This is a genomic window from Vibrio sp. THAF64 (genome assembly GCF_009363455.1).
Taxonomy (GTDB): Bacteria; Pseudomonadota; Gammaproteobacteria; order Enterobacterales; family Vibrionaceae; genus Vibrio; species Vibrio coralliilyticus.
In genome coordinates this window covers 1361380-1385215 of record NZ_CP045355.1, presented here as the reverse complement: position 1 = coordinate 1385215, position 23836 = coordinate 1361380, and the positions used below count along the sequence as shown (strand labels likewise).

At 45.3% G+C, this 23836-nt stretch carries 25 protein-coding genes; 15 read left to right on the top strand and 10 right to left on the bottom strand.

The features are described 5' to 3' along the window. The first annotated feature begins 48 nt into the window (after positions 1 to 48). The 6 genes from FIU99_RS06295 to FIU99_RS06270 all read left to right on the top strand — a co-directional run bounded on the left by FIU99_RS06295 (position 49) and on the right by FIU99_RS06270 (position 7965). The gene (locus tag FIU99_RS06295; protein ID WP_006958957.1) at positions 49 to 2856 is read left to right on the top strand and encodes an Hsp70 family protein; all 2808 of its coding nucleotides are present in this window, start codon (positions 49 to 51) and stop codon (positions 2854 to 2856) included. 124 nt (positions 2857 to 2980) lie between these two features. Then, positions 2981 to 3529 carry a hypothetical protein gene (locus FIU99_RS06290; protein ID WP_039951626.1) on the top strand — a complete coding sequence of 183 codons (549 nt, stop codon included), beginning with the start codon at positions 2981 to 2983 and terminating at the stop codon, positions 3527 to 3529. 259 nt (positions 3530 to 3788) lie between these two features. Then, on the top strand, positions 3789 to 5033 hold the full coding sequence (locus FIU99_RS06285) for a styrene monooxygenase/indole monooxygenase family protein (RefSeq protein ID WP_006958958.1): 1245 nt from the start codon (positions 3789 to 3791) through the stop codon (positions 5031 to 5033). Positions 5034 to 5389: 356 nt separating this feature from the next. Beyond that, positions 5390 to 6376, top strand: coding sequence for a cytochrome-c peroxidase (locus FIU99_RS06280; RefSeq protein ID WP_006958959.1), 987 nt, complete (start codon positions 5390 to 5392; stop codon positions 6374 to 6376). A 234-nt stretch (positions 6377 to 6610) separates the two neighbouring features. Then, on the top strand, positions 6611 to 7600 hold the full coding sequence (locus tag FIU99_RS06275) for a hypothetical protein (RefSeq protein WP_039951628.1): 990 nt from the start codon (positions 6611 to 6613) through the stop codon (positions 7598 to 7600). A 20-nt stretch (positions 7601 to 7620) separates the two neighbouring features. Continuing rightward, positions 7621 to 7965 carry a hypothetical protein gene (locus FIU99_RS06270; protein WP_152472130.1) on the top strand — a complete coding sequence of 115 codons (345 nt, stop codon included), beginning with the start codon at positions 7621 to 7623 and terminating at the stop codon, positions 7963 to 7965. 6 nt (positions 7966 to 7971) lie between these two features. Here FIU99_RS06270 and FIU99_RS06265 read toward each other — a convergent pair whose 3' ends face one another. The 3 genes from FIU99_RS06265 to FIU99_RS06255 form a co-directional block, all read right to left on the bottom strand. Next, complete coding sequence (locus FIU99_RS06265; RefSeq protein WP_038162375.1) at positions 7972 to 8280, bottom strand: hypothetical protein; 309 nt, start codon at positions 8278 to 8280, stop codon at positions 7972 to 7974. Between the two features lie 77 nt (positions 8281 to 8357). Further along, positions 8358 to 9128, bottom strand: coding sequence for an ABC transporter substrate-binding protein (locus FIU99_RS06260; RefSeq protein WP_099609846.1), 771 nt, complete (start codon positions 9126 to 9128; stop codon positions 8358 to 8360). Positions 9129 to 9220: 92 nt separating this feature from the next. Beyond that, the gene (locus FIU99_RS06255; protein ID WP_006958964.1) at positions 9221 to 10249 is read right to left on the bottom strand and encodes an AraC family transcriptional regulator; all 1029 of its coding nucleotides are present in this window, start codon (positions 10247 to 10249) and stop codon (positions 9221 to 9223) included. A gap of 149 nt (positions 10250 to 10398) precedes the next feature. Between FIU99_RS06255 and FIU99_RS06250 the strand changes: the two genes are divergently transcribed. Then, positions 10399 to 11412 (top strand): DUF2804 domain-containing protein, encoded by a 1014-nt coding sequence (locus FIU99_RS06250; RefSeq protein WP_039951768.1) that lies wholly within the window; start codon positions 10399 to 10401, stop codon positions 11410 to 11412. Between the two features lie 17 nt (positions 11413 to 11429). Further along, positions 11430 to 12278: a sterol desaturase family protein gene (locus FIU99_RS06245; protein WP_006958969.1), complete on the top strand. Its 849-nt coding sequence runs from the start codon at positions 11430 to 11432 to the stop codon at positions 12276 to 12278. A gap of 38 nt (positions 12279 to 12316) precedes the next feature. On the opposite strand, the gene FIU99_RS06240 is transcribed toward FIU99_RS06245, so the two are convergent. Beyond that, complete coding sequence (locus tag FIU99_RS06240; RefSeq protein ID WP_006958971.1) at positions 12317 to 12781, bottom strand: hypothetical protein; 465 nt, start codon at positions 12779 to 12781, stop codon at positions 12317 to 12319. An 11-nt stretch (positions 12782 to 12792) separates the two neighbouring features. After that, a complete protein-coding gene (locus tag FIU99_RS06235; protein ID WP_039951631.1) occupies positions 12793 to 13128 on the bottom strand; it encodes a DUF805 domain-containing protein in 336 nt (111 codons plus the stop codon). 187 nt (positions 13129 to 13315) lie between these two features. Here FIU99_RS06235 and FIU99_RS06230 point away from each other — a divergent pair, with 187 nt between their 5' ends. Beyond that, a complete protein-coding gene (locus tag FIU99_RS06230; RefSeq protein WP_006958973.1) occupies positions 13316 to 14350 on the top strand; it encodes an AraC family transcriptional regulator in 1035 nt (344 codons plus the stop codon). Between the two features lie 14 nt (positions 14351 to 14364). Here the strand turns inward: FIU99_RS06230 and FIU99_RS06225 are convergent, their stop codons facing one another. Next, positions 14365 to 15111: a helix-turn-helix domain-containing protein gene (locus tag FIU99_RS06225; RefSeq protein WP_006958975.1), complete on the bottom strand. Its 747-nt coding sequence runs from the start codon at positions 15109 to 15111 to the stop codon at positions 14365 to 14367. A 22-nt stretch (positions 15112 to 15133) separates the two neighbouring features. Continuing rightward, entirely contained in the window at positions 15134 to 15595 is a 462-nt protein-coding gene (locus FIU99_RS06220; protein ID WP_006958977.1) for a carboxymuconolactone decarboxylase family protein, read from the bottom strand. Between the two features lie 275 nt (positions 15596 to 15870). On the opposite strand from FIU99_RS06220, the gene FIU99_RS06215 reads away from it, so the two are divergent. Beyond that, positions 15871 to 17511, top strand: a complete 1641-nt coding sequence (locus tag FIU99_RS06215) for a methyl-accepting chemotaxis protein (RefSeq protein ID WP_006958982.1) — start codon at positions 15871 to 15873, stop codon at positions 17509 to 17511. A gap of 139 nt (positions 17512 to 17650) precedes the next feature. After that, entirely contained in the window at positions 17651 to 18382 is a 732-nt protein-coding gene (locus FIU99_RS06210; protein ID WP_006958984.1) for an ABC transporter substrate-binding protein, read from the top strand. A gap of 61 nt (positions 18383 to 18443) precedes the next feature. Here FIU99_RS06210 and FIU99_RS06205 read toward each other — a convergent pair whose 3' ends face one another. Next, positions 18444 to 19643, bottom strand: coding sequence for a hypothetical protein (locus FIU99_RS06205; RefSeq protein ID WP_006958986.1), 1200 nt, complete (start codon positions 19641 to 19643; stop codon positions 18444 to 18446). A 137-nt stretch (positions 19644 to 19780) separates the two neighbouring features. Between FIU99_RS06205 and FIU99_RS06200 the strand changes: the two genes are divergently transcribed. After that, on the top strand, positions 19781 to 20137 hold the full coding sequence (locus FIU99_RS06200; protein WP_006958988.1) for a hypothetical protein: 357 nt from the start codon (positions 19781 to 19783) through the stop codon (positions 20135 to 20137). A gap of 68 nt (positions 20138 to 20205) precedes the next feature. Further along, positions 20206 to 20805: a thiol:disulfide interchange protein DsbA/DsbL gene (locus tag FIU99_RS06195; protein WP_038512417.1), complete on the top strand. Its 600-nt coding sequence runs from the start codon at positions 20206 to 20208 to the stop codon at positions 20803 to 20805. A 34-nt stretch (positions 20806 to 20839) separates the two neighbouring features. Here the strand turns inward: FIU99_RS06195 and FIU99_RS06190 are convergent, their stop codons facing one another. Together FIU99_RS06190 and FIU99_RS06185 are read right to left on the bottom strand one after the other, a co-directional pair. Continuing rightward, positions 20840 to 21817 (bottom strand): Gfo/Idh/MocA family protein, encoded by a 978-nt coding sequence (locus tag FIU99_RS06190; protein ID WP_006958991.1) that lies wholly within the window; start codon positions 21815 to 21817, stop codon positions 20840 to 20842. Beyond that, positions 21814 to 22113: a putative quinol monooxygenase gene (locus tag FIU99_RS06185; RefSeq protein WP_006958993.1), complete on the bottom strand. Its 300-nt coding sequence runs from the start codon at positions 22111 to 22113 to the stop codon at positions 21814 to 21816. Before FIU99_RS06185 ends, FIU99_RS06190 begins: the two co-directional genes overlap by 4 nt. A gap of 99 nt (positions 22114 to 22212) precedes the next feature. On the opposite strand from FIU99_RS06185, the gene FIU99_RS06180 reads away from it, so the two are divergent. Next, a complete protein-coding gene (locus FIU99_RS06180) occupies positions 22213 to 23103 on the top strand; it encodes a LysR family transcriptional regulator (RefSeq protein ID WP_039951634.1) in 891 nt (296 codons plus the stop codon). Between the two features lie 46 nt (positions 23104 to 23149). Further along, complete coding sequence (locus tag FIU99_RS06175; protein ID WP_006958999.1) at positions 23150 to 23836, top strand: DNA-3-methyladenine glycosylase I; 687 nt, start codon at positions 23150 to 23152, stop codon at positions 23834 to 23836.

Here is a 23836-nt window from a genome sequence, read left to right as displayed (position 1 = left end):
TCAAACGGCATCCAATCGGGTGCCGTTTTTAAATACACGAAGGTTTGTATGGCATCTCCTCGTTTTCTTGTTGGTATTGACCTTGGCACCACAAACACTGTGGTTGCCTACTGTGAAATCACCGACAACCTTGAACAATCCGAAGTATCCCTATTTGATATCGACCAATTGATTGGTCCGGGTGAAGTGGTTCGTAAGCCACTGCTGCCCTCTTTCCGCTACCACCCAGCCGTTGGTCAAATCTCCCCTTCTGACCTGACACTTCCTTGGGAAAACGAATCCGTTTCTGGCGACATAAGTAATGTCATCGTTGGTGAATGGGCGCGTGAATTAGGCGCGAAAGTAGAAGGCCGACAAGTTTCCAGTGCCAAAAGCTGGCTCTCGCACCAAGCAGTAGATCGTAGCTCAGATATCCTTCCATGGGCTGGTGCACAAGACGTCGACAAAGTCTCGCCTGTCATTGCCAGCGCAAGTTACCTCAACCACATTCGCCAAGCGTGGAACTATCGTCACCCAAGTAACAAGCTAGAAGATCAAGACGTCGTCGTAACTGTTCCTGCTTCGTTTGATGAGACCGCGCGTAAGCTCACTCTGGAAGCCGCTGAACTGGCGGGTTTGAAGAAAATCGTCTTACTCGAAGAGCCTCAAGCGGTGTGTTACGACTGGTATGCACGCCACCAGCAAACGGCTGCAGACGAGCTCAAAGAGTTGCCGCTAATTCTGGTCTGCGATGTCGGTGGCGGTACTACCGACTTAAGTTTGATAGAAGCGAAGTATCACAACGATGAGTTAGCATTGGATCGAATTGGTGTTGGCGAACACCTGATGCTTGGTGGTGACAACCTTGACTTAGCATTAGCACACCTCGCGGAAAGCCGCTTCAATCAAAGTAAGAAGCTCACCGCAGCAAGCCTAACTAAACTGATTCAACAAACTCGTAAAGCAAAAGAAGATTTGCTGTCAGTGAGCGCGCCTGACGAAGTAAAAATCACCATGCTGGGCAGTGGGTCTAAGCTACTTGGCGGGACAAAGAGTATTGGCCTCAGCAAGCAAGAAGTACATCAAATTGCTCTGGATGGTTTTTTCCCACTTTCTGATTTCAGTGAAGTGCCAGACAAACGCCGCAGTGCGATGGTCGAGTTTGGATTACCGTATGTTGCAGATCCAGCGGTCAGTAAGCACGTAGCAGAGTTTCTTAATCAGCATCAACAAGTCTCTTATTCCGCACTGGGACAGGAAGACACATCAACGCCTGCCGTTCCGGTCGGCCTGCTACTAAACGGTGGTGTATTTAATAGCGAGCTGGTTACCGAGCGAGTCACAACCCTACTTGGCAACTGGCGCGACGCTCCCGTGACAGTACTCGATAACCCACACCCTGATTGGTCAGTCGCTCTTGGTGCCGTCGCATTTGGTAAGGCTCGCCGTGGCGCTCAGCTCAAGATTGGTGGCGGTGCCGCACGTTCTTACTTCCTGCATTTACAGGAAAAAAATAAGATGGGCAAAGCACTTTGCCTTCTGGCGAAAGGCACGGACGAAGGGCATGAGATTCGCTTAAGTGGACGTCGATTCTCCTTAACACTGGGTGAGCCAGTTCGCTTTAACCTGCTGACGTCAACCCACGACACTCTGACTCACAACACCGAAATTCAAAACGGTGTGATGGTCGAAGTGGACCCAGATATCTTCTCGCCTCTTCCTCCCTATATTTCAACTCTGGAAAGTGAAGGGACTGATCTTCAAGCTAACCAGAAAGAACGTGTTGAAGTACAACTGGCCTGCCAGCTAACTGAAGTTGGCACGCTAAAAATGGAATGTGTCAGCGTTGAAAATGACAACAAACGCTGGGAGCTGGAATTCGAAGTTCGCAATCAAAAAGCGGACGAAACAGAGCAAGAGCAACTGCACCCACGCCTGACAGAATCTAAAGAGCTCATCTCTCGCCTCTACAGCGGCAACAAGAAAAGCGCCGACGCAAAAGAAATCAAGACACTTGCAAAAGACTTAGAAAGAAAGTTAGGTAAACGAGACGACTGGGATTTCACGACCTTACGTCACCTGTTCGATGCTTTTGCACAAGGCCGTAAACGCCGTCGCCGCTCAGAAGCTCATGAGAAAAACTGGCTTCGCTTGGCAGGGTTCTCACTGCGACCTGGCTTTGGCGATACCACCGACTCTTGGCGAATCGAACAAGTGTGGGGCCTTTACCAACAAGGAATTCAGTTCAAAAACCACCAAGGCTGGACAGACTGGTGGGTGTTCTGGCGTCGCATCGCGGGCGGGTTAAGTCAGGAGCAACAAGAAACACTGTTGGCTGATATTGCCAAATACTTACACCCCGGTGCGATGAAGAATCCTCAGTCAGCCAAAGCGGCACAAGATATGGGTTACGAGTCGATGGTTAGACTTTCTGCATCACTTGAGCATCTTGAAGTGGAAGATAAGGTGCTGTTAGCCAGCTGGTTCTTAAGCAAAGCCATCAACCACAATCAATTTGAACAAGCTCATTGGTGGGCGTTGGGCCGCCTAGCGTCACGCACACCTTTGTACGGTAGCCAGCATAGTGTGATTCCTCGTGAACAAGCTGAACAGTGGCTGCCTAAATTGCTCGAACAAAACTGGCTCAAGGAGCCGATGATTGCGTTTGCCGCCGTGATGATTTGCCGTAAGACAGGTGACCGTTTGTTCGATATCTCTGATGACTACCGCGAACAAGTTCTAACTAAGCTGAAACAAAGCAAGGTTCCAGAATCTTGGGTCTCGCTGGTTGAAGACGTCAAAGAGCTATCCGAAAGCGAATCGAAACGCGTCTTTGGTGATGCACTGCCAAGCGGTCTCACTCTCGTTCATAACTAAAACGTTAGTACCAATCTGCCAGCCATTTGCTGGCAGATTTTTTAGATCCACAACTCGCTCTAATTATTGACCAATTATATGATATAAATGAACTTTAAGACCAAATACTTATAAATGTACATTTATGCTCAAGTCTATACTTACTTCCGCAGTATCACTGTTTCTATTTGGCTGCCAATCAGTTTCAAATAGTAATGTTACCGAGTTAGGCCCTAAATCCGGAGATGGCTCAATCGTATTCCTCACTACCTTTGTTAAATCTTCTCAAACTTTCCCATGTAAAAGTCTCGCGTTAGAGATGCAAGACACCAGTTCCGAAACAGCAAAACCTCATGTCCTTAGCTTCTATGTTGACACAGAAGAACCTTACGTAGTGTTTAATAAAATTCCTCCGGGTACTTATTCTATTAAGAACGTTAGATGTAACTCTGGACATCAATCTGTTTTCAACGGAGGGTTAAACTATTTCGAAGATCATGTTGAAATCAAACAGGTCATTAAAGCAAACAAGCTGACACTTTCAGATTACGGCTTTTCAGGTGCAGAATACAGTGACAACTCCTTTAGATTCAGTTTTAATTCAGCGAGTGATAACGTCACCTTGCTCCAAATTCTGTTAGACGAAGAACTAACGAAGGATTGGGATACATATATTCAGGAACCAAGCTCATAATTCACATATCCTTCTTAAGTACCCCTTCAACCTAACAATCATGTAGAGCCATAGTCGAACCTAAAGCTCTACTTCTTAGCCCACAAAAATAGTTATTCGCGGTGATTCTTCATAATAGAGAATCACACTCTATACGGAAAAATCAGCACCTACCCGACATACCCAGTTGCATATAAAGAATGTTCATCACATACTGCTCTCAACCTTAAAAATCGAACAATAAATCATCAAAACAAATACTATTAAGCAAGGGATAGCCATGAGAAATATTACTATTCTGGGTGCTGGGCAGGCAGGCTTGCAGCTGGCGATTGGCCTACAACAACAGGGCTACCAAGTCCGACTTGTCACCGACCGACAACCGCAAGACATTAAGCATGGCTACGTAATGTCGACTCAGTGCATGTTCCATACTGCGCTGGAGTCAGAACGCAAACTCGGTCTGGATTTCTGGCAAGATGATTGCCCTAAAATCGAAGCAATTAACTTGTGCATCACAGCGCCAGATAACCCGGGCCATATCGCTATCGAGTGGCAAGGCCAACTCGACAATCACGCCCAGTCCGTCGATCAGCGCATCAAATTTCCAGCTTGGATGACGCAATTTGAGGAGTTAGGTGGAACTCTGGAATTCAAAACGCTTTCAGAGCAAGATCTCGAACACTACGCATCAACCAGTGATCTGGTCATCGCAGCTACTGGAAAAGGCAACATCGGTGAGATGTTCACACGAGACGAACAGCGCTCCGCCTTCACACAACCACAAAGACACCTTTCTCTGTTCTACATTTCTCACCCGCAATCTGGAAGCCAGCTAGATAAAGTCAAATTCAACGTGATTCCTGGCATTGGTGAGTACTTTGTGATGCCAGTACTCAGCAGCTCTGGCCCTTGTGAAGCGATGCTATTTGAAGCGATTCCAGGTGGGCCAATGGATTGCTTTGATCCTAATTCTTCCCCTCAAGAACGCTTCAATAAAGCCAGAGAGCTACTCCATACCTACCTTCCATGGGAACTTGAACGCATAGACCAAGTGACCTTAACCGACGATAGAGCCGCACTCACTGGCCGTTTTACCCCTGTAGTCAGAAACCCTGTTGCTACATTACCTTCTGGGGCAACGGTATTAGGTCTAGCTGACGCTATTTGCCTCAATGACCCTATCACAGGCCAAGGTTCTAACAACGCAGCAAAAGCGGCACAAGTCTACCTGCACAGTATCATTGAGCAAGGAGATAAACCGTTTGATGAAGAGTGGATGACGGCAACGTTCGAGCAATACTGGGAGGAGGCACAATGGGTCACTCAGTGGACCAATATGATGCTGTCACCTCCACCGCCTTTTGTGCTCAATATTCTAGGTGCAGCGAGTCAGCATCAATCGCTGGCGGACCGTATTACCAATGCGTTTGACGATCCTAAAGACCTGTTCCCTTGGTTTGCTGATGAAACGGAAGCGGCTCTTTACCTCTCTGAGTTATCCGAAAACAGAGCAAATTCGTAAACCTAGTATGCCCATCTTCGCCTTTGAAGTAAGAGCATTCAGAGGCGAAGAATGAATAAGCTCCTTCCTCTTTTTCCCTTAGTTTGGCATTGGCGCTTTTTTGACCTAAATCAACAATAGAGCCTTTAGTTTATTTATTGATTTGTAAATAAAAAGTTATAGCCACCTTGCCAAAGCCTTATGCATCAAAGCCCTTAAGATTATTGTTCATTTTAACATCGATTTTTACCATAAAATCTATCGATATTTTGCGTTTCATCGATAGCTGTTATTTCTTTATGTTGAGTTCCGAGCACGACCCGTTAGAAGCGTGCCGATCTGGTGAGAATAAACCATCACATCAAAAGGAATTCATAATGAAAACACTATTAGCAGTGAGCATATTGTCAGTCTTAACTTTCAACGCACACGCTCAGCGTCAGAACAGTGAACCAATCAAAGTCATTGAGCCCGCCACAGGGTTAGACAGTCAAAAAGTGGAACTCGGAAAAGCCCTATGGTTTGAACCTCGCTTATCCGCTTCTAATACCATCTCATGTAACTCATGCCACAACTTAGCCAAAGGAGGCGTAGACAATTTGCCTAGTTCAATCGGCCATAAATGGTCCATTGGGCCGATAAACTCACCGACGGTTTTTAACTCTGATTTGAATTTTGTTCAGTTTTGGAATGGACGTGCAAAAGATCTTCAGGAACAGGCTGCCGGGCCTATTGAAAACCCTCTGGAAATGGCGTTTAGCCACCAGCTCGCGGTAGACACCCTACAATCCATTCCGCAATATCGCGATTGGTTTAAACAAGCCTACAACGCCGACACCATAACCATCACCGAAGTGACGGATGCTATTGCCACATTTGAAAAAACGCTTAGAACACCTAACGCCCCATTTGATTTATGGCTGAAAGGTGACGATTCCGCTCTCTCAGCGGCACAGATTGAAGGCTATGCGTTGTTTAAAGCCAAAGGCTGTACCGCTTGCCATAGTGGCCCGCTTGCTGGTGGACAGATGTATCAAAAAATGGGGCTGGTTAAGCCTTATGAAACGAGCAATCCAGACATCGGACGCAAAGCCATTACAGGTAAAGAGTTTGATAAGTACGTATTCAAGGTGCCTACGCTGAGAAACATTGAGCTGACTTACCCGTACTTCCACGACGGTTCCGTTTGGGACTTAAAACAAGCGGTAGAAATCATGGCAGACATTCAATTGGGTCAAAAACTCACCAGTGACGAATCTGGAAAAATCACTGAGTTCCTGAAATCACTCACCGGTGAACAGCCACAGGTGACGCTGCCGTACCTGCCACCATCAAGCAACGAAACGACACGACCGAATATCTAGAGAAATAAAGAATTTCAGAATAAAACAAAGGAGTCGCACTGGCTCCTTTTCATTTTTCTCAATAACAACACCAATTTATAAAATTGATGGAATTTAAGTCACAATTCATTGATGAATCTAATGCTAACTTATACATCAGTTTCGCTACCGTATGTTCAGTTCTGACGTATAAACCTTGTTGTGTTGTCTGGCTTATCTCAGGATCTCCACCTTGCTTGGTCTTAGGAGAATAAAATGATAAGGATTTGGTTGATCATTGCTTCGGCAATTTTACTCTCAGCTTGTCAATCTACACCACACAACGAAATCGGGGCTTTTGCTCAAGCAACACAAGAAATTACCTTGCAAGTCGATGAGGTCATCGTCGAAATTAACCAAAGTCATATCAACAAACAACTCATGGATATCGCCACGCAACATGGTAGTGGTCGAGAACCATTGACTAGAGAGACATTGCAGTCAGTCACTCCTCTCTTTGATCAGTCAGCTCAAAAGCAAGTGGCTATCTATCGTGCCAATCACGCTTTGAATCGCTACGCTAAAGGACTTCAAGCGTTAAGCGGTGCCGTTACTCAGGCTGATATCGATATTGCGGCCGCTGAGCTAGCCAGCGCAATGAACGGGATGAATACCAGCTACACTCTTCTCACCAACAACGACGATCTGTTCCAACCCAAAGACATGTCGATTGTGGCAAGCGCTGTTGCTGCAATGGGTACCTCCATCGTTGAAAAACAACGTCAGGAATCCTTGAAATCTGTCATTACTCAGGCCGATGAAAAAGTGAACCTCATTACCGATGAGTTAGTCATCCAATTGGCGGATTCAGGCATGGAAGAGCTGTTGGTATCGAGCAGAAGTACCCACCTAAAACACGCACTTAGGGACTATAGTAAACGATCTTCCAAACAACCGATGACATTCGAACAGAGCTACAACGAGACTCAGGCACTGTACGAGCTGTACACCATCATGTCCCAGACCAAGCTCTCACTACACCAGACCCGACAAGCTATCAAAGCCGTCAAGAAAGCACACAATAGCATCACCAAAGAAGTTCAGGCGGACAGGTTTAACAGCAAAGGCATTATCGCCATCGTCGGCGAACTGAAAAATCAGTGGGAGCGATACGACGACTTCCGAGACGTTGTCACCAGTTGTGAGAAGGGCTACGAGCTAACAGGGGATGACCCTCGCTCTCAAGTTGTGGCCTGCAAACCCTGATATTTTGAAAGGAACCGAATATGGCAGAACTTCCTGAAACCAATCGCCGCTTGAAGGCCGATATCTTGTCGACCATTCTCGAACTCGATAAGCGCTATGAGTTGGAAATGAATGATCAGCTTGCGCTCAACCTAAACAATGCCAGTGCTGAGCTTCACCTGCGGTTGGCTCATATCATTCAAAACCAGCTAAGTGGTACCTCTGCTGAGTTTGACGCGGCATTACAGAGTCTTAGTCGGCTTGCGCAACGCAGCAATGACAAAGCTGATTCATTGGATAATACGACGGAAGTTCTTGGTTCGATAACCGATGCCCTTGATAAGGTAAATAAGCTGGCAAAAAAAGCAGCGAAACTGATGAGTTAGCAATAACTACTTACTGAGTAGTGTTACGCATTCATCAAAAGAGGGGTTGTCACCTGTTCCGATGTCCCATAGCTGCTTAGCTGCGTAATGGGAAAAATTAGGGTCCGCTGGAAACATCGCCTGTCTCAAACGTTTCTTATTAAGATAAAGAACCTTTATTTCTTTTAGTTCTGGCCCAAGAATGTGCCTCGAGTTAGCACATATTTCCGCGAGCCCTTCATATGCATAAGCGTTAACTTCAGCCATATTAATGGTGGCGAATGCATGTGTCGGAACAGCCATAGTGATTAGGATTGTCTTGATGTATTTGTGCATAACTACGCCCTTGCTAGGTTATAGGCCGTAAGTAAATTAAACATTTTGAGTCCCCTAACCTATGTCCAACAGACGAATTAGTCGTTGCTTTGTATCGTTTGTAGAAACTCGGCTTCTGACTGCATGATTTCCTTGTACTCGCCCGTTTCGATGAGTTGCTTTAAACCTGCATTGAATTCACTAACCAGTAATTGACTGCGTTCACTATCAAATCGACTGAATATCACAAACATGTCATCTTCAAGTAAAGGTTTGGAATCTAATTTTATGTATGGCCTTAGTTCTTCAGGTACATAGTGTTTAATGAGGTACAAGCCCCTTTCAACGCCAGTTGGATAAGCGTCTAATCGCCCCTTAGCAATTTTTTGAAAATTGGTTTCTTCTGAGTTGTTAATGTTTACGTCGATACCAAGCTGCTCCATAAAATAGGTCGCGTGATACCCTTGCGTAGCGCCAATTTGATACTTATTTAGATCTTTGGCTTCTTGCCATGAAAACAGTATGTCTGAATGATAAAAGAACTGTACACGTTGGCTGAAAAACGGCTCTGAATAGATAAAATCCTTGATTCTGTCTTCGTTTTTCATCCAAGGGAATGAGCCATCAAATTCACCGCGAATCGCATATTGATAAGACCGCACCCAAGGGTAGTACTCTAACTCGACAGCATATCCGCGAATTTCGAATGCTCTTCGCACCAAAGTTTCTGAGATCTTCAATTCTGGGTCAGAGAGAGAGCTGGTATATGGTTCCCAGTCTCCCACCGCAAACCGAACCGTCTTATCACTGGCAAACGCTGAGAATACACACAGTGAAATGAGTAGAGAGATAAGCCCGAGCAAATTCATAAAAACACAACTATCAATAAAACAATATTAAGTGTAGTTGCAATCTAAATGATTGAAGGGGTTCCTGGCTTCTGAGTTAAATAGCACCTAGATCACAGCGCTCTAAAGCAACTCGGTGCCTTTCCGGACCAGCGCTTGAAACTTCGCCTGAAATTGGCGCTGTCACTGTATCCAAGCCGAAAAGCAATTTCTTCTATCGTCAAATGTGTTCTTACCAAAAATTCTTTAGAGAGCTCAAAGCGAACTTCATCAACAAGCTCTCGATAACTGGTTTGCTCCTGCGTGAGCAACCTTCTTAAAGTCCTAACCGAGCATCCATGCTGGACGGCAATGTCATCAATAGAAGGGAACATACCAACACTCTGATAGAGAAAGGCTTTGATCTGATTACTTAATCGTGTAGGTGATTGCAATACCGCCATCACGGATTCACAAGAATGGAGGTAGGCACAGAGCAAATCTGAATTATGAGAAGCCAACTGCCAATCCATAACGTTCGCTTTAAAAGTTAGCACGCACCGAGGCTGTTCGAATATTACATTACAACGGAAGCGGTCTGCGTAGTGCGTTGCGTAATCAGGTTTTGAGTATGGCAGCTCCAGCTTCTGTAACACCAGTTGCAGCCCGGTCAGTTCAAGAAACAAAGAGGTAATAGAACTGAAAAAATACTCTGTACAAAAAGGAAGTAGCTCACCAATCTCCAAGTCATTTTCAATCTCGATTGATGCGGTCTCATCGTCGCGGGATACTCTTACAGAAAAAACAGGGCCATTGAGATCAAGATATTTAAACCCTGCTTTTATCGCCTCAAAGACGGTTCGACTACTCAAAACCGCGTAACCGAGAATACCAAAATGGCTCAATGTCGCCCGCTCGCCAAGCAACAAGCCTAGACCAATATTGGGGAAATACTTCTGTACATAGTGGAACAGCAAAAGCTTATCCGAATAACTGATATGGCTTTCTTGGCTATGCCAGTCTATATCACTTAAGCCAGAATGGTTTAGTAAGCTATCCGCATCTAGCCCATATTCCTCTACGACACTAAGCAGTAAAGAGATATCTAAGATCCCCAACTGATATCGATGATCAACAGGCAGATATTCTGCGATGACTTCCATGTCTATTCCTCGTGTAATCCAACATTCAGGATAACGGAGTTTACCCTCTCCAATCGTGACAGTGATTCACTTTATGACCGAAAATGACCTGTTTAATAACACTCAAACACGTAACACTGATTGAAATGTTATTGGATTGTGAACTTATCATGATACTTAGCCAAACTGCTCCTGAATACCTTATCCATTCAAATGGAAAGCCGTGTTTTGGTCATTTCGATGGTGTGCCAAAGCAATTGGGAATCCACCGCTTCGAATACCGTAATAACATGGATCGCAAAGTCGGTAAGCTAAAAAAGTACTTTCACTACAAGCAGTTTCAATTTGTCAGCATAACTACACCACGCTATGTGATTGGCCTGGCCATAGCAGATATTCGCTATGTCGGTTCTGCATTTTGTTATGTTTACGACGTCCAGACAGATACTTTGGTAGAGCAAAACTGGTTAAGGCCTCTGAATATCGACAAGCAAATGTCCCTATCTCCACATGAAGGCTACAGCCATATCGCGGCCAAGAAACTAGCGTTTGAGATTACTTACCCCAATTGGCAGGTCAAAGCCAACACCGAGTTATTACAACTCGATGTTTCGCTCCAACCGCCAAGCAGCAGCTTGCCGCTCTCACTTTGCACGCCTACTGGCTATAACGGCTGGACCTATACCAAAAAGCACAACGCGCTGGCCGTTAAGGGAAACATTACGGTAGGTGGAAACCAGATCGACACTTCTCTCGCGTTGGGTGGCTATGACTTTTCGGCGGGCTATATGCGACGCGAGACGAGTTGGCGATGGGCAAGCATCAATGGATGCAGTGACAAAGGCAAACTTGGTCTCAACTTGGCCGCTGGAGTTAACGAAACGGGCAGTCATGAGAATGCTTTGTGGATTAATGAAGAGCGGCACTTACTAGGGGCTGTCCACTTCCATTTTGATCGCCAAGCAACACAAAAGAAATGGCGTATTTTCTCTGATGATGGTCGAGTCGACTTGACTTTTACTCCACTCAACAACAGAAGTGAAAAACTTAACTTGTGGGTTTTGCAGAGCAACTTCCGCCAGTTTATCGGCTACTTTTCTGGCTTTATCAAAGATGAAAACGGCGTACTTCATACATTAGAACAGCAACTTGGTTTAACCGAAGATCACTTCGCTCGCTGGTAACATTTTCGGAGCTTTATATGGATTTCAATACTCTTATCGATAACCCTGAATGGCTTCTGATGCTATTAGCGCCTCTTTTCATTGGTTTGATGTTGGCTGAGTACTTTATCGGGCAAAAGCGAGGCCATCTTCCAGAAAACTCAGCCTATTTTATTCCGGAAGTATTATGTAACTTTGCTCTCGCGGGCATGCATCAACTAGCGGACCTGTTAACTGGACTTTTAATCATTCAACTTTACATGTGGTTGTTTGGCTGGAGACTGATGGACATAGAAATGGGTGTTGCGAGCTTTATTGTTCTGCTCATACTGCAAGATTTCTTCTATTACTGGTTCCATCGCGCCAGTCATCGCATTCGCTGGATGTGGGCTGCGCACGTTGCTCACCACAGCTCTGAACGCATGAACTTCAGCACTGCTTTTCGACAAAGCTTAATGTATCCCATTGCAGGGATGTGGCTATTCTGGGTTCCTCTTGTGATCATCGGATTCGAGCCCAAATGGGTCATTTTTGCCGTATTATTAAACTTAGGTTTGCAGTTCTTCGTCCACACACAATGGATTCGCACTCTTGGACCATTGGAATATCTGTTTAACACCCCTTCTCATCACCGAGTGCACCATGGTCGTAACCCTCAGTACATCGACAAAAACTACGCCGGTGTACTGATTATCTGGGACAAAATGTTCGGTACCTTTGAACCTGAAGTTGAAACTGTACGCTACGGTGTCACAAAACCTGTCGAGAGCTTCAACCCGCTGGTAGTTACATTTAAGGAATGGGGAGATCTCTTTCGCGATGTACGCCAGAAGAAATTATCTTTTCGGCAAAAACTGCGCCTTATATTCTCCCCACCCAAAGACTAAAGAACACTTGCTCCTGATAAAAGCGCTACCTTCGCTCTTTATTGTTGGCAGAGCTCACTGCGTGTATCACCCACTAGCCAAGAAACCCAACGCCTTCTTGAGTTAAAGACAAAAGCTTCATGAAGGCTGATGCCATCAACAATCCAGCCATCCGCTTCGCCTTCGCCAAACTCAGTGAACCTCCACTCTTTGCTGTTAACTCGCTCCCCTTGGGTAAGAGCCTCATTCAGTTTTTTACTCATGACAATCATCGTCATACCGCTCGCACTGCCGATACTCAAACCAGAATCAGCGATTCGACCTATGGCAACTGGGATTTTCATCGTACAGTGGTTGCCAGTTTGGTCCACCCAAGTGTAACTTCCCTCACCCACGCGACCGCGTAACCAAAGTAGTTGACCCGATGTCATATCATTAACTTCCAATACACCAATCGCATCTTCTGGAAAAAGATGGGGGTCTTCATCCGCTATCACTTGATAAGCAAATATAAGCGCGCTCAAAAGTATCCACCTCATAACAAGAGCCCTCTATTATTTATTGGCAAGCTGCTTTGTTGGCTGAGCAGATATGTGAACCAGAATGGTCCAATAGCCGGAATAAAAAACACCAATCCCCATAAGCCAGATTTACCAATATCATGCATACGCCTCACGATTAATGCGACGAGCGGAATGAAACTTGCGACACTATAAAGCACATCAAACCAAGGCAATGAAAAGCCTACATCCAAAGCAATAAGCACCATACTTACTGCCATGTGTACGATTACGAACATCCAAAATTCTCGCCTTGAAGAATGGCCAGAAAAGTCCAAACCTCGTTGCCACGCCAGCCAATAGAAATACATTGTTAATCTCCCCAACACGTAAAATGAGTCTCTATTCTGAGTTCGAAAGGGTAATAAATACGTCCTGAAACTGGTTTTAGGACGTCCTGATACCAGTTTTGGTCTAGTGTGGGCTTCTAATTCAGTTTCATATCGCTATGCTATGACGAATTCAGAAACTATATTCTTACCCAACTCAGGACCAACTATGCTCGCGATTCCCGTCCCTTTTGTTGTATCACTGCTTTTAGGACTGCTGGCAGTGACCTTGTATTTGGGTAACCGAGAGCAAGCCAAATTTGCTTGTGGCTTTTTAATTTTATGTGCCTTAACCACAGCTATAGTTGGATTGAGATGGACCTTCCAATCCCCTCTATTCTTAATTGCTCAACCAATATTCGCAGCTTTGATTCCCATCTCAGCGTGGTACGCGTTTGCACGCACAGGGGACTGGCATTTGAAATCAACATACAAGCATGCCTTAGCATCCATAGTTGTGGTGCTTTTTGTCTTCACCCAAACATTATGGCTTCCACCTCTCGATGAATTGCTAACGGCTATCTACCTTTTTTACGGTATTGCATTAATGAGGGGGGCGTCAGACCAGGATTTGTTGGTTAACGTAACACTGGGACGTTGGGAAGGCGTTCAAAAGGCAAGAATTGTAGCTGGGTGGATGCTCATTTTTTCCGCCCTTATTGATGCTTCTATCTCGCTCGATTTTGCCTATAACCGTGGAAATTTAACGCTTTATATACTGACGCTAGGGCATCTAATCTTGTTACCCGTACTCTCTTTGGCCGTTGTTATCACAGGAATAAACACGACACCGAGTCCTGATGAAACTGACCCTGAGCAAAAGTCGCCAGTGCCTCAACCTGTTATGTCTGAGCATAGAGCAAGGGAAGTTACAGCATTGTTGAATGAAAAGATCCTAGAAAAATCCCTCTATCTAGACCCAGAACTGACGCTCTCACGATTATCTCGCATTATAGGTGTCCCAGCTAAACAGATATCGACGGCCGTCAATCAGGTACATGGAAAGAACATATCAAAGCTGGTCAACGAATATCGCATACATCATGCGCAACAAGCCCTTGCTGAAACCGATGAATCGGTGACACAAATTTTGATGAACTCCGGTTTTCAGACCAAATCCAATTTCAATCGAGAGTTCAGTCGCATTACCGGAACAAGCCCGAGCGAGTATCGAAAGCAGTTAAAACAAAAAGATGGCGAATAACCTAAGAGCTCGAGTCATTTTTGTTTTAACCTGCGACTAAATTGCCCCGGAGTAATCAAGGCGAAATTTTTGAACTCTCTCGTCATATGCGCTTGATCGGAAAAGCCTTGATAGGCGGCCAGTTCGGCTAATGAGAGTTCTGGGTTGTCTCTCAGCTCTTGAATGCTGGCGTGGACTCGACGAAGACGTTGGAAATGCTTTGGGCTCATACCCACCCAATGTTTGAATTTACGTTCTACCTGCCTTTGGTTTTCTCCAAAGCTCTTGCCTATCTTGCCATCCTGCGCAAGATGAATCAGTTTAGCTCTCTCTTCATCCTTAGCTATTTGAGATACGGCTTCCGAGCACCAATCCGTCAGAAGCGCTATTCGCTTGGTATGACTCTGGTACTCGGATAGTTGCTTGCCCAAAGCCTCTGGAGGTTGAAAACAAAACACGTCTTGATGGCTTTCTCTATTTGCTTCAACGAGCTCTTCCAAGAATGAAAACTGCATACCTGGATGAAAACGGACGCCACAAAGCTGAGCCTCGCAGGAAATCGTGATGTTCTTAGTGACTCTGCTATATGGCTGATACATCACGCTTTCACCATATGTTTTGCCTTCTAAACTCACCTGCCCTTGTAGTACAAACATCACCCCAGAGCCTCCATCGCAATAGAGAGGTTTGGAGACAGCTTGCCCACAAGACACTTTAGCCGACCATATTGCCTGAATATGGTCGGCTAGCAGGCCGTCTGGATTGACTATTTCAAAATCCATTTGTTGAGCAATGCTCCTGTCGTTATTCTGCCGACAGACTGCCTATTTCAGGCTTGAACGTTTTGGCAATGCGATTCCAGCTGTTAATTGCATTTATAGCCAGCGTGAGGATAACCAATCCCTGTTCACCAAACATGTTCAGTGTTGCCTGATACGCACTTTCGTCGACATCGCCACCTTTTGTGATACATTCAGCCCAATGTAGCGCAACTATTTCCTCATCGCTATATTCAGGCATATCCCGCCAAGCATTAAGCCCGATCAGACGAGAGTATGACTCTCCTTGCTTTAATGCATCTTTGCTGTGCATATCAATACAAAACGCACACTGGTTAATCTGCGATACGCGAAGCTTAACCAACTCCCATATTGCTATCGAAAGCGTGTTTTGTTGCTCAAACTGGGTGCGAAGGTAATTTTCCTGCTCCATCAGAATTTGGATGCCTTCAGGTGCGGCGTTGAAGTAATTAAGTCTTGGTGTCATATGGGTATCTCCTTGTTTGATACCGATAGACTATCTGTTGCACCAAGTGAAATATTGAATATTTTCGACATCTGCAATGAGCCACAGCCCCCACACAAACTGAAGTTTCATGAATAGAGTTTCCTCTTCTTCCGGTCATATTCATGAAATGAATTGTCCAAATCTTCTAAACTGATATCTTAGTGGCTTTACAGCCTTAAAAAATCAATAAGATAACAGCCTGGGCTTAGGTCAAGTTCAACATATCTAATCAAATCCAAGCAGGAGAAAGTGCAATGGATTACCTCTCAACACTGAAAGTGAAAACACGGCTAGGGATCGGCTTCGGCATCTTAGTCAGTTTGATGGTGACGCTAACCGTTCTGGGTATTCAGAAAGTAAATTTCATCGATATAGTGCTTTCGGAAATGACAGACATTAACTCGGTAAAACAACGCTATGCCATCAACTACCGTGGGAGTGTTCACGACAGAGCCATCGCGATTCGAGATATCGCCATCGCACGCAACCCTCAGGAAATTTCCGCATTAGAACAAGAGATTAAAGAACTGGAAGATTTTTATCGTGAGTCCGAGCAAAACATGCAGGCCATGATAGCGAAAGGGGTGATGTTTACCGCCGAAGAACGCCAGATTCTCGCCCACATAGATCAAATCCAAGCCAAAACACTCCCTCTTGTACGCCAGATCATCGCTGATAAGAAAAACGATCAAGTGATGACAGAAGTTGTTCTCGATCAGGCAAGACCCGCTTTTATTGAATGGCTTAACACCATCAACCAGTTTATTGATTACCAAGAGAACCTGAACCAAACCCTGACTCCTGAAGCTCGTGGCGAAGCTGGCGGTTTCCAAGACTTGATGCTTCTACTGACCGCTATTGCGCTAGCGATTTCTGTCGTTGTCGGTATTGCTATCGAACGTAGCTTCCGCAAGTCTCTGGGCGGAGAGCCCTATGAAGCACAAAGTGCTATCCGCTTAATGGCAGATGGCGATTTGACTCACAATTACGGCGAACGCGTCAGTGGCAGTATTCTTAACTCTCTCTCTGGTATGTCGACGAAGCTCACTCAAATAGTCAGTAACATCGTGTCTGCTTCAGGTCAGTTGGTTGAACAAGTCGATGAAGTGGCAGATGGCTCAAGCCGTGTTTTGCGCTCTGCGCAGCAGCAAGCCAGCTTGACTCAAGAGACAGTAGACAAACTGGACAACATGCGTCACAGCATTGACCAGATTGCCCAAGTAACAACACAGACAGAAAACAACTCTGTCATGACAACAGACAACGCTCGCAGTGGTCGCGAATTAGTGTTTGATGTCGCAGCAGAAATGGAAAATATCTCTGCAACGATCTTTGCGACTGTAGAGCAAGTTAAGCAGTTGGAAGCTCGCACCAAAGACATTGGTGGCATCGTTAACGTGATCAGTGAGATTTCAGAGCAAACCAACCTACTGGCGCTGAATGCCGCCATTGAAGCAGCGCGTGCTGGAGAGTCCGGTCGTGGCTTTGCGGTTGTCGCCGATGAGGTCCGAAGTCTGGCTCAACGAACCAATGATGCAACCTCGCAAATTGAGTCAATGATCAACGAAGTTCAAACTCAAACTGCTGCCAGCGTAATCGCGATGGAAAATACTCAGCCTCAAGTAGAAAAAGGCAAAGAGAAAACTTCTCAAGCCAGCCAATTACTGGTTGATATTGAACATCAGGCCGAAGATACGCTTAGCCATATCCGTGACGTCGTCCAAGCAACCAATGAGCAGGTAGAAGGTGTCAGAGACATAGCAGCGGCTATGGAGCAAATTTCGAGTATGTCGGATGACTCTGTTAACTCCATGGAGAGTAACGAAAACGCTGGCAGAAAGCTCAATCAGCTCGCCAACCAACTCAAACAGGAAGTGGGCTTCTTCAAAATTTAACCCTTCCCCTATCGAACCGAGAACCTCAGACACAAGTCTGAGGTTTTTTCTATGTATACCCTTTCATTTCAGCCTTCATCCGCCTTCAGGTAAATATTGTCTATGCTGTTAAAGCAGCAACTGAGATAAGGAAGAGTCAATGCACAATCTGAAACTGATGTTCTTTAGCCTGATGTTATTAGCGTTACCAGTCCGTGGAGATGTCCTCACTCTCACTTCTCTGGAATGGCCTCCATACGCTGGAAGAAGTCTCGATTCTCAAGGAGCTTCCGTAGCCGTTGTCAAAGCGGCTGTTGAAGCAATGGGGCATGAGCTGACCGTAGAATTTTACCCTTGGGAACGAGCCGTTCACCTTGCCAAGAATCAAGCCAAGTACGCTGGTTACTTTCCTGAGTACTATTTTGAGGCATCCGATCTAATCTTCTCAGAACCGATAGGAACAGGCCCTCTTGGCTTCGTTGAAAACAAAGCTAATCCGATATCATGGAGCAGCTTGCAGGACTTAAAATCGACCAAAATTGGCGTGGTTCGTGGTTATGTCAACACCGAAGAACTCGACAGCATGATTGCCAGTGGCGTTCTTCAATCTGAAGCAGTAACCAGCGACAGTCAAAACCTGAAAAAAGTCTCAGGCCAACGTATCCCTCTCGCTGTAATAGACAGTAATGTTCTCAGCTATTTATTGGCCAGTGATAAGAGCCTCAAAGGAGCGAAGGACAAGTTACAGATGAACGCCAAACTATTGGAAGAAAAACAACTATTCATCGCATTTGGCAATGACGAAACTGGCAAGAAATGGAAATCGATCGTTGACCAAGGATTGAAAAAGATCGATGCCAATCAAATTATGTCTGATTACTTCAATAAATAACCTTTGTGTGACGTAAGCAAATGGGAACGTTGCTCCCATTTGCCGTGTGTACCGACCAGAATCACAGATAACGACGACTGATCGCTGTCCATTCCCTATCACCTATTTTCTCACTTACTGCGTTAACAAAATCTGGAGATAAGCGTCCATCAGTTTCAAAGTTCAATTGACTCATCAAACTGTCTAGACTTGAGCCGGTGTGATTCAAAGCGGAATCCAACTCATACCAAAACGCAGAGCCTTTAAAGTAAAACAACGGGTAATATTGACCTGCACCTTGTTCATTGTAGAGGCGGTTTGCTTCAACCAAGCCTGTTTTTGAGAAAGGAAACTTTTGAGCAAAGCTAAGCCAGAAACGAGTTGGCTCATCCGCAGAATAAGGCGTTGTTTGTAGTGATTTTATCGCGTAGTACTCTGCAAGGCTTTCCGCAGCCCAAGTCGGCCTGCTGGCAGAATCTAAAACATGGACCGACTCATGCGCAGCAATCTTAAGAAGCATCTTCAGTGAAACTGGTGTGAGTTTTCCTTGCTCTAGCCAGGCATTAATCAAAATCATGTTCTGACCAGCGGCTCCACTTAAACTCCCTGATGAGCGGTCCTTTTTGAAGAACGCCATCTGCCAGTCTTGCCGCTGTGTATTAGAGAATACGCTGTTCAAGTAACGTAGCGATGTATCCAATACCGGTTTCCATTGCTCTACTTGCAGCATCACTTGAGGCGCATCGCTGAAAACGGTCACTTTCTTATCATTAATGTTTAGTTCTGTACTTTCCATTCCCCAAACAACAAACAATGGTGGCTCTGATAACTCAGGAATCGTCTGGCAGTTCCGCTCAGGGGTACAAACGCGAATCTCGCTACTCCCTTTCACGCGCGGCAGCGAATTCCACTCACTAATGAAATACCACCCCTCATCAATACTCCGGCTATCAATTTGTTGTGAGATATCCATACCCTGTTCAGACGTGTGTTCCATTTTCAACGACCATTGAATCTGCTGGCATTTCTGAGGACTAGATTGGTCTAAAGCCGTGATCTTACCCGAAGGCAATTGGCACGATATCAACGGCTGGACCGCACTGGCTAAAGCACGAGCAGGTATTATCTCTACTTGCTCTAAACCACTCGTGTCTGCTGTGACGATGACTTTATCAGAATCATCAGGATCAACAGATAATTGATACGTCAGAGACGGTGCAGCGAACACCCCAGTTGACGCAAACAAAGCCAAAAAGAAAAAAGCATCTTTGAAGTTAAACATAAACGAGTGGAGTTGGAGAATTTGCTAGATAGGACATCCAGTGCATAAATAAAGTTCGACCAACAAAACGAAAAACTGAATATTTATCATCGCTGGCAAATCAGTTAAGCTAGGCTCAATTCGCTTTTGGGTTCATTGTGTTGCTAAAGAATCGTTCATTACCTATTGTTTTTCTTGTCACTTTCGTACTGTTCTTCGCTAGTGCAACAGTAGGCGTACAAGCTGGCGAAAAAGCATTAGTTGAGTTGACCCACAGTACTCTAAATCTAGAACGCCTCTCTCAAGTTCACCCGATTGAATGCCCCAAGCCTAATCACAGTGAGGCTCAATCATCGCATCACTGCTGTGCCTCAGTTTGCCTACTGAAAGTACCTTATATCTCCGGACTCACATTAGCAGATGCCATCCCTACTTCACTGGCACTTATCAATCAAGATAAGGCCGAAAAAGCAGTGGCTCGAATTCAGACTCTGTTCCGCCCTCCGATTGCGTAATTCTTAATTTTCACGTTCAACTCCGGTTATATTCCGGCAACTAACTGTATCTATTAGGAATTTATTCAATGAAAAAACTATTCGCCCTATTTGCCACATTAGTATTTGCACTAGCCGCTAATGCCGCTAAGTTCGAAGAAGGAACCCACTACAAAGTGCTCGAAACGGACAAGTCGAAAACTCCGAAGGTCACCGAGTTCTTCTCTTTCTATTGCCCACATTGTTATAACTTTGAACCTGTGATCGACCGCCTCAAAACATCGCTTCCAGAAGGCGCAAAATTCGAGAAAGTGCACGTTGCCTTTATGGGTAGCGACATGGCGATTCCAATGGCCAAATCCTACGCAACCATGGTGGCACTGGATGTAGAAAAGAACTTGGTTCCGGCTATGTTTAAGCAGATTCACGAACGTCGCAGTGCACCTAAAGATGAAAAGGCACTTCGCCAAATTTTTATCGATAATGGTGTTGATGCTAAGAAATTTGACTCGGCTTATAACAGCTTTGTGGTGAATTCGATGCAAAAGAACTTCGACAAGCAATTTAAGCAAAGTACGCTGACAGGTGTACCAGGGGTGTTGGTCAATGATAAATACATTGTTAAAGCCGACAAGATTCGCTCATATGAAGAATATAATGAGCTGGTCAACTACCTGTTGACTCTGTAACAAGAAAGGCCAGAGCTATTGCTCTGGCCTGTTTCTATATTGAAGCTGCCTGTTCCCAGTCGGTTAGCAACTTCATTATCTGATATGAATCTTCAAGAGTAGCACTTGGTCTGCTCAAGCGCTTCTGACCCTCTCCAATGGCTTTGCGTATGTTAGCCACTTGATAGAAGAATCCGTCCCCTTCCGCCTCTACCTCTACTTGTCGCTGTAACGTTTCATACTCTTCCACACTGAACTGATTGCTTTGAGTTGCCAACCAAGGGTTTGAATCAAGTGTGATCGCCCCTTTGCTTCCCAAAATCGTGAAACCATGTTTCAAACCATGATCTTCAGCTGTGTGAATTTGAACTGTGAGAGCATCGCTAAAGCGAATTAACGCAGAAGATTCACAAATATTGCCATCCTGACCAAGGCGACCTAACGCCTGCATCGAGTAGTTATCGAATATTTGATCACCAAACTGCGATTGAAGAATCAAATGCACCAGAGACATTGGGTAACAGCCAAGATTGTATAGCGCACCTTTACTGCCCGGATTGGTAAACTGTGAGATCGCCGCGATATACGAGGCCTGAATTGAGCGAATTTCGCCGATAGCGCCTTTTTTCAGCTCTTCGAGAATAGCGTTGACCAGCGGATGGTTTAGGTACATCAAACCTTCAGCAAAGAAGACACCACTCTGTTTAACAGCATCTAGAGCCTGTTGCGTCTTATCCATATCCACCGACAGAGATTTCTCGCACAGTATCGCTTTGCCTTTTTGCGCCGCTTTGACAACGTACTCATGGTGAACATGGTTAGGCAGTGCAATGTATACGATATCAATTGCGTCATCATTCAAAAGTTCATCGTAGTTCGAATACGCTTTCTCTGGGCGATAGTTCGCCACAAAGTCATCTAGAGGCTGTTGAGAGCGCCCTGCTACTGCGTACAGCTCGCTGCCTTCATCATTATTGATCGCTTCCGCCATCACGCCTGATATAAAACTGGTTCCGAGTACACCCCATTTCATCCTGCTAGCTCTCCACTTTGCGATTCAAATACTTGCACTAAATCCGTTATGCCCAAGGCAATGAATGCTTGGGTATGAGGCATGGTAAAGTGCGCTTCAATCGCCGCTCTATCCTGATACCTTTCCCATAGAATGACACGGCTAGGCTCATTAAGATCGTACGTTGCTTTTGCTTGTAAGCAGCCCGCTTCACTTTCCATGTCGCGACAAAATTGCTCAATGGCATCTTGCGCATGTTGTATTTCCACTTCAGGCTTTATTTTCAGCTCAGCGGTCACGTAAATCATCTCTATCATATCGGCATTCTATTCATTATTCAGACTTCATAATGTAATTATCTCCGTTCAATTGATAAACTTAGCTTTAGTTGATTATTTGTAAACTCTGAGTGTTCAATGGACAAATTCACCAGTATGAAGGTCTTCGCTTACGTGGTCGAACATGGCAGTTTTCGCAGTGCCGCCAGCCACTTTGCTCTTTCCCCGACCATGATCAGCAAGCACATTAGCCATTTGGAAAATCATCTGGCGACTCAACTGATCCATCGAACTACACGTAAACAAACATTGACCGAGTCAGGCCAGCTTTATTACAAAGAGTGCCAACGAATTCTCGAAGATCTTGCCAATGCAGAGAATCTGATTCAAACCTTAGAAAACAGCCCAAAAGGAGTGGTGAAAATCAATTGTCCGGTCACTTACGGCAATAAGGTACTCGCTCCACTCATTGCAGACTTTCTCGCGCAACACCCAAACATCAATGTCGAGATGGAGCTCAGTAACGAACTGATCGACCCACACCTAACCGATGCTGATATGATGATTCGTATCGGTAACCTTGAAGACTCAGCTCTGGTCGCACGTTACCTTGGCGACTACACGCTTATTTTTTGCGCTTCTCCGGCTTACCTTGCGGCAAATGCTCCAATCGAGTCAGTGTCAGACCTCACTCAGCATCAATGTCTCGGCTTTAGTTACAGTGAAGGCAGTGCAAGCATAACGACACAAATTGCCAGTAGTGCCTTTCTACGCGGCCAAACCCGGCTTGCCTCAAACAATGGTGAAGTGTTGCGCAGTGCTGCCCTATCAGGAGCTGGAGTGATGCTGCAGCCTACCATTTTGGTTGAAGACGATCTCGCCAATGGTCGGCTAGTGGAAATTCTCAAACAAGACGTGCCTGCTCCCAAGCCTATTCACTTGCTGTACAAGAGCAAACGACTCTCTTTGAAAAATAGGACCTTTGCCGATTTCATCCTTAATAATTGCCGACAAGGTCAATTGAGATAAGGCATAACAGGCTGTTATGATAATGAAAAATAAAAGGACACAGCACATGACAGTTGAAAAATTTGAACATATCTATCAACGAGCAGCAGAGCGCAAAGGTGGCGAAGACCAGCTGGAAGCCTTGCTTTCAACCCCACTGAGCAAAGAAGAAATTGCGGCCATTCCCAACGATCGCTGGCTATCTGCATTCAGTATGAAGGTATTTCAAAGTGGCATTTCATGGAGTGTGGTTCGAAACAAGTGGCCTAACTTTGAAGAGGTCTTCTTCGGTTTTAAGATCGAACCACTATTGATGTTGTCTGATGAGCAATGGGATAACAAAGCCGCGGATGAACGCATTATCCGTCATCACGCTAAAGTGAAGTCCATACACGCTAACGCACAAATGATTCATGAAGCGTCTCTGGAACATGGCTCTTTCGGCAAAATGATCGCCGAATGGCCAAGCGAAACTATTACTGAATTGTGGAGTTTCCTAAAGAAGAAAGGGAATCGACTTGGAGGTAACACCGGCCCATATAGCCTTCGCCAAATGGGTGTCGACACTTTCATTATGTCTGGAGATGTCGAAGCCTACCTAAGAAACTGCAAAATTATTGAAGGTGGCAGAGACACCAAACGCTCTCTGGATTCTGCCAATAAGGCGTTCGCCGAATGGCAACAACAAAGTGGGCGCAGCCTGACCCAAATCAGCCAGACGATTGCCTTTAGTTCAGGGGATAATCGCGTATAG

Excerpts from the sequence above, each read along its gene's own strand:
- FIU99_RS06180 (WP_039951634.1), top strand. The coding sequence starts at position 22,213 with ATGGACAAATTCACCAGTATGAAGGTCTTCGCTTACGTGGTCGAACAT.
- FIU99_RS06255 (WP_006958964.1), bottom strand. The coding sequence starts at position 10,249 with ATGGAAGTCATCGCAGAATATCTGCCTGTTGATCATCGATATCAGTTG.
- FIU99_RS06220 (WP_006958977.1), bottom strand. The coding sequence starts at position 15,595 with ATGACACCAAGACTTAATTACTTCAACGCCGCACCTGAAGGCATCCAA.
- FIU99_RS06270 (WP_152472130.1), top strand. The coding sequence starts at position 7,621 with ATGGCAGAACTTCCTGAAACCAATCGCCGCTTGAAGGCCGATATCTTG.
- FIU99_RS06225 (WP_006958975.1), bottom strand. The coding sequence starts at position 15,111 with ATGGATTTTGAAATAGTCAATCCAGACGGCCTGCTAGCCGACCATATT.
- FIU99_RS06205 (WP_006958986.1), bottom strand. The coding sequence starts at position 19,643 with ATGTTTAACTTCAAAGATGCTTTTTTCTTTTTGGCTTTGTTTGCGTCA.
- FIU99_RS06210 (WP_006958984.1), top strand. The coding sequence starts at position 17,651 with ATGCACAATCTGAAACTGATGTTCTTTAGCCTGATGTTATTAGCGTTA.
- FIU99_RS06195 (WP_038512417.1), top strand. The coding sequence starts at position 20,206 with ATGAAAAAACTATTCGCCCTATTTGCCACATTAGTATTTGCACTAGCC.
- FIU99_RS06265 (WP_038162375.1), bottom strand. The coding sequence starts at position 8,280 with ATGCACAAATACATCAAGACAATCCTAATCACTATGGCTGTTCCGACA.
- FIU99_RS06215 (WP_006958982.1), top strand. The coding sequence starts at position 15,871 with ATGGATTACCTCTCAACACTGAAAGTGAAAACACGGCTAGGGATCGGC.
- FIU99_RS06290 (WP_039951626.1), top strand. The coding sequence starts at position 2,981 with ATGCTCAAGTCTATACTTACTTCCGCAGTATCACTGTTTCTATTTGGC.
- FIU99_RS06275 (WP_039951628.1), top strand. The coding sequence starts at position 6,611 with ATGATAAGGATTTGGTTGATCATTGCTTCGGCAATTTTACTCTCAGCT.
- FIU99_RS06175 (WP_006958999.1), top strand. The coding sequence starts at position 23,150 with ATGACAGTTGAAAAATTTGAACATATCTATCAACGAGCAGCAGAGCGC.
- FIU99_RS06280 (WP_006958959.1), top strand. The coding sequence starts at position 5,390 with ATGAAAACACTATTAGCAGTGAGCATATTGTCAGTCTTAACTTTCAAC.
- FIU99_RS06235 (WP_039951631.1), bottom strand. The coding sequence starts at position 13,128 with ATGTATTTCTATTGGCTGGCGTGGCAACGAGGTTTGGACTTTTCTGGC.
- FIU99_RS06230 (WP_006958973.1), top strand. The coding sequence starts at position 13,316 with ATGCTCGCGATTCCCGTCCCTTTTGTTGTATCACTGCTTTTAGGACTG.
- FIU99_RS06245 (WP_006958969.1), top strand. The coding sequence starts at position 11,430 with ATGGATTTCAATACTCTTATCGATAACCCTGAATGGCTTCTGATGCTA.
- FIU99_RS06260 (WP_099609846.1), bottom strand. The coding sequence starts at position 9,128 with ATGAATTTGCTCGGGCTTATCTCTCTACTCATTTCACTGTGTGTATTC.
- FIU99_RS06250 (WP_039951768.1), top strand. The coding sequence starts at position 10,399 with ATGATACTTAGCCAAACTGCTCCTGAATACCTTATCCATTCAAATGGA.
- FIU99_RS06295 (WP_006958957.1), top strand. The coding sequence starts at position 49 with ATGGCATCTCCTCGTTTTCTTGTTGGTATTGACCTTGGCACCACAAAC.
- FIU99_RS06190 (WP_006958991.1), bottom strand. The coding sequence starts at position 21,817 with ATGAAATGGGGTGTACTCGGAACCAGTTTTATATCAGGCGTGATGGCG.
- FIU99_RS06185 (WP_006958993.1), bottom strand. The coding sequence starts at position 22,113 with ATGATAGAGATGATTTACGTGACCGCTGAGCTGAAAATAAAGCCTGAA.
- FIU99_RS06285 (WP_006958958.1), top strand. The coding sequence starts at position 3,789 with ATGAGAAATATTACTATTCTGGGTGCTGGGCAGGCAGGCTTGCAGCTG.